The organism is Micrococcus sp. KRD077 (genome assembly GCF_017168505.1).
Taxonomy (GTDB): Bacteria; Actinomycetota; Actinomycetes; order Actinomycetales; family Micrococcaceae; genus Micrococcus; species Micrococcus luteus.
The window spans coordinates 1-4,459 of sequence record NZ_JABFAZ010000032.1 but is presented as its reverse complement, the minus strand read 5'-3'; the positions used below and the strand labels follow the sequence as shown (position 1 = coordinate 4,459).

The following is a 4,459-nucleotide window of genomic DNA, read 5'->3' as shown; positions in this document are numbered from 1 at the left end:
CCCCGCCACTGCTTCAGGTGCGCGTACTGGCGCTCGATGACGTTGCGGCCCTTGTAGGCGGCCGCGTCGAGGCTGACGGGGCGCCCGCCGCGGGCACCGCGCCGTCTGCGGTGGCCCTGCTGGTCGGCCGGTTCGGGGATGACCGCTTTGATCCCACGGGCGCGTAGGTGGGTGCGGATCGCCCGGGAGGAGTACGCCTTATCGCCCAGCACGGCCTCGGGGCGGGTCCGGGGCCGCCCTACTGGCCGGGTCACGCGCAGCTGCTCCAGAAGAGGAAGCAGCATCGGGGAGTCCCCTGCCTGGCCGGGGGTGATCAGGCTGACCAGCGGCAGCCCGGTCCCATCGACGAGCTGATGGATCTTCGTGCTCAGCCCGCCACGGGAGCGCCCGATGCCGTGATCGGCCGGCTCCTCACGCGGATTCTTGTAGTTCGATCCATCCCCCTGTGTGGCGGGTGATGTTCGTCGCGTGCTGGTGGGCGCGGGCGATCGTGGAGTCCACCGAGACCGACCAATCGATCAGGCCTTCGGCGTCAGCGGCGGCGGTCAGCGTGGCCAGCACCGTGTCCCATGTGCCTTTTTCGGCCAAGCGCCGATGCCAGGTCCACACGGTCTGCCAGGGCCCGTAGACCTCGGGCAGATCCCTCCAAGCGATTCCGCACCGGTACCGGTAGATGATCGCCTCCACCATGGTGCGGGCGTCGGCGAACGGCCTGCCGGCGCGGCCGGTCCGGGTCGGGAGCATCGGGGCGATCAACTCCCATTGGGCGTCGGAGAGCATCTGGAACCGGGACATGTCCCCAGGGTCTCAGCTGACTCGTGCATCTATTCTCAGACACGCCCTAGGTGCTGGCGGGGTCGGCGGTGCTGGAACGGGACGGGCGACGCATGGCCCGAGGCTACCCCCCGCTTTCGTTCGGGAAACGGCGCCCCGGGGACGACTTTCGTTGACGAAACGGGCGGGCGGGCCGCCGTTTCCCGAACGAAAACGTCGCGACACGCCGCCGTTTCGTGAACGAAAACGTCCGGCCCGCCTCGCGCGGCCCTCACTCCTCGGCGCCGAGCATCTCCCGGATGTCCTCGGCGGTGAGGGAGTCGGTGAAGGCGCCGGCTCCGGAGTCGTCGGACTCGTCCATGAGCGCGCCGAACAGCTCGGCCTTGCGCCGCTGCAGCTCGAGCACCTTCTCCTCGATCGTCCCCTCGGACACGAGCCGGTAGACCATCACGGTCCGCTCCTGCCCGATCCGGTGCGCCCGGTCCACGGCCTGCGCCTCCGCAGCGGGGTTCCACCACGGATCCATGAGGAACACGTAGTCCGCCTCGGTCAGGGTCAGGCCGAAGCCGCCCGCCTTCAGGGAGATCAGGAACACCGGCGCCTCGCCCTCGCGGAAGCCGCGGATCACGTCGGCGCGCCCGCGCGTGGAGCCGTCGAGGTACGCGTGCTCGATCTCCAGGTGGTCCAGCTCCTCGGCGATCACCCGCAGGAAGCTCGTGAACTGGCTGAACACGATCACGCGGTGCCCCTCGCCGATCACCTCGGTGAGGTCGTCGAGGAACCGCTCGAGCTTCGAGCTGGGCACGGAGGCGTACTGGTCGTCGACGATCTGCGGCGCCAGCGCGAGCATCCGCAGCAGCGTGAGCGACGTGAAGATGGTGAACCGGTTGCCGTCCATGTCCCCGAGCAGGCCCAACACCTTGCGGCGCTCGCGCTGGAGCACGCGGTCGTAGAGCTTGCGGTGGGCCGGCTCGAGCTCCACCTGGAGGATCTGCTCCTGCTTGGACGGCAGGTCCTTCGCCACGAGCTCCTTGGAGCGGCGCAGCATGAACGGGCGCACGCGGCGGCGCAGGGCCGCCATCCGCTCGGGGTCCCCCCCGGTCTCGATGGGGGTCACGTAGGTCTCGCGGAACCGGCGGTGGCTCGGGAACAGGCCCGGCACGACGACGCCCAGCAGCGCCCACAGGTCGCTGAGGGAGTTCTCCATCGGCGTGCCGGTGATGGCCAGCCGGAAGGGGGCGCGCAGGTCGCGGGCCACCGTGTGCACCTTCGCGGCGCGGTTCTTCAGGAACTGTGCCTCGTCGAAGACCACCCCGCCCCAGTCGAGTCCGCCGTACTGGCCGGCGTCGATCCTCAGGAGCGTGTAGCTGGTGACCACCACGTCCGCCCCCGCCACCTCGTCCGCCACGGCGGTGCCGCGCTTGCGGGTGGTGGTGTCCAGGACGCGCACGTCGAGGTCCGGGGTGAACTTCTCGGCCTCGGCCGCCCACACGGACACCACGGAGCTCGGCGCGACCACGAGGAACGGCGGCCGCTCGGGCCGGGCCTGGCGCGCGTGGGCGAAGAGCGCGAGGGTCTGGACGGTCTTGCCCAGGCCCATGTCGTCGGCCAGGATCCCGCCGAGGTCCTGCTCCCACAGGAACGCGAGCCAGCGCAGGCCCTCCTCCTGGTAGGGGCGCAGGTCGGCCTTCAGGCCGGCGGGGCGCGGGGCCTCGGGGAGGCGCTCGACGGCGGCCAGACGCCCGACGGCGGCGGTCCACTCCGGGTCCTCGTCCACCTCGTCCGCGAGCTCCTTGAGGTCCTCCCAGAAGCCGACCTGGTGCCGTGAGACGGGGGTGTGCTCCGGGGTCCACTCCTGCAGGGTGGCGGCCTCGGAGAGCAGGGCGCGCAGCCGGTCGAAGGCGGGGTGGTCGAGGCCCAGGTAGGAGCCGTCCGCGAGGATCAGCGTGGTCCTGCCCTGCACGAGCGCGGTGAACAGCTCCACGAACGGCAGCACGTGCCCGTCCACGGAGACCTGCACGCCGAGGTCGAACCAGTCGTTCTGCGTGGCCTTCGTGCCGACCTCGATGCGCGGGGCGGCCTTCAGCTCGCGGTAGTCGGGGCGGTCGCCGGTGACGTCCACGCGCACGTGGTCCGCGCGCTGCAGCAGCGGCAGCACCTGCTCGGAGAACCGGGCGGCGCCCACGCCCTCGAGGACCTGCTCCTCCGCACGGCCGGCGCGCGGCCAGAGCTCGGCCACGGCGCGCAGCACCGCGTCCTCGTGCCGGGTGTCCCGCAGGGGGTCGCCGCCGGCGTCGAGGCCGAGTTCGCGGGGCGGGTCGAAGTAGAGCCAGGACCAGCGCAGCACGAGCTCGTGGCCGGGTCGGAAGTCGGCGCGCAGCCGCAGCACGGGCGGCTCGAACTCGGGCAGCTCCACGGAGGCGTCGCCGCTGGTCACGGGCAGGGCGCCACGCAGCCGCGGGTAGATCCGGCCGAGGAACTCCTCGCGGTCCGCGGCGGGCACGCGCACGGGCCCGCCGGCGAGCACGAGCTGCTGCACGGCCTCGGGGACGGGGCGTGCGGCGGGGATCAGGTGGAGCACGGCCTCCTCGTCCGTGAGCTCCACGCGGTAGAAGCCGATGCCTCCCACGGCGTGCACACCGCACAGCCCGGGGCCGGGCGGGGCCGGGTCCAGGGACGGGGCCACGTCCAGACCGCCGTCGGGGGCGCGGGTGACGTCCAGCCCGACGGCGACGGGCGCCTCCAGCACCACGTCCGTCAGCAGCCCCAGCGGCACGAGCTCCACCCCGACCTCGCGGGCCTCCGCGAGCAGCTGCCAGATCCGCGGGGAGTCGAAGACGTGCAGACCGAACCAGGCGTCGCCCGGGTAGGAGTCCTCGGCCTGGACCTGACGCCAGATCAGGCGCATCGCCCGCTCCTGGGCGGGGGCGAACTCGGCGCGCGGGAACTGGAACGCCTTCCACGTCAGCCCGCCCTTGATCCACGTCCCCTTGGCCCCGCGCTTGAGCGGGCGCACGGTCACGTACAGCGGGCGGCCCTCGCGCACCTGCTCCTCCCCGGCGGTCGCCGGGCCCCACTGCTGGAACGCGTTGCGGGAGGACTCGGCCACGAGCTCCACGCCGATCGCCAGCGCGGGCGGCGTGCCCACCCGGCGCGGGCCGTGGAGTCCGGCCAGCGGCTCCATGACCCGTCGCCAGTCCAGGCCGGCAGGGGGTGGGGGTGCCGCCCCGTCCGCGGCCGGGGCGTCGAGGCCGGCCGGGCCGCCGCCGTCGTGGCCCCGGCCGGCGGGCGCGGGCAGCGCGTCCGCCGTGGTGACCATCTCGGCGAGCTTGCGGCGGGCGTCGTCGAGGGCCTGGTCGGCGTCGAGGCGGACCACCTGGTAGAGCGCGGCGGCCACGTGCTTGCAGTCCGTCCCGACCGGGCACGTGCAGCGCCCGCCCACCGGCTCCATGAGGGCGCCGGCGCCGTCCTCGGCGGCGTCGTCGTAGGCCTCCTGCAGCTGCACCTGCACCCGGTAGGGGCTGGGCGCGGTGCCCTGGACGGAGGCGCTCAGACGGCAGTTGAGTCCCGCATAGTGGTGTAGCGCCCGGTGGTCGGGCGTGTCGTCTCAGACGTGGACGCGGCCACCGTGTGATCCGTCGAGTCAACCTTCCACAGAATCCTCGAATGGAGTCATCACGATGAC

1 protein-coding gene and 1 pseudogene are annotated in these 4,459 nt (G+C 72.7%); both read right to left on the bottom strand.

Annotated elements, in window-relative coordinates:
* Positions 1-795, bottom strand: a pseudogene (locus J1M39_RS12630) (IS5 family transposase); the annotation flags it as partial.
* Between the two features lie 250 nt (positions 796-1,045).
* Complete coding sequence (locus tag J1M39_RS07770; protein ID WP_342356391.1) at positions 1,046-4,279, bottom strand: SNF2-related protein; 3,234 nt, start codon at positions 4,277-4,279, stop codon at positions 1,046-1,048.
* Between the last annotated feature and the right edge of the window lie 180 nt (positions 4,280-4,459).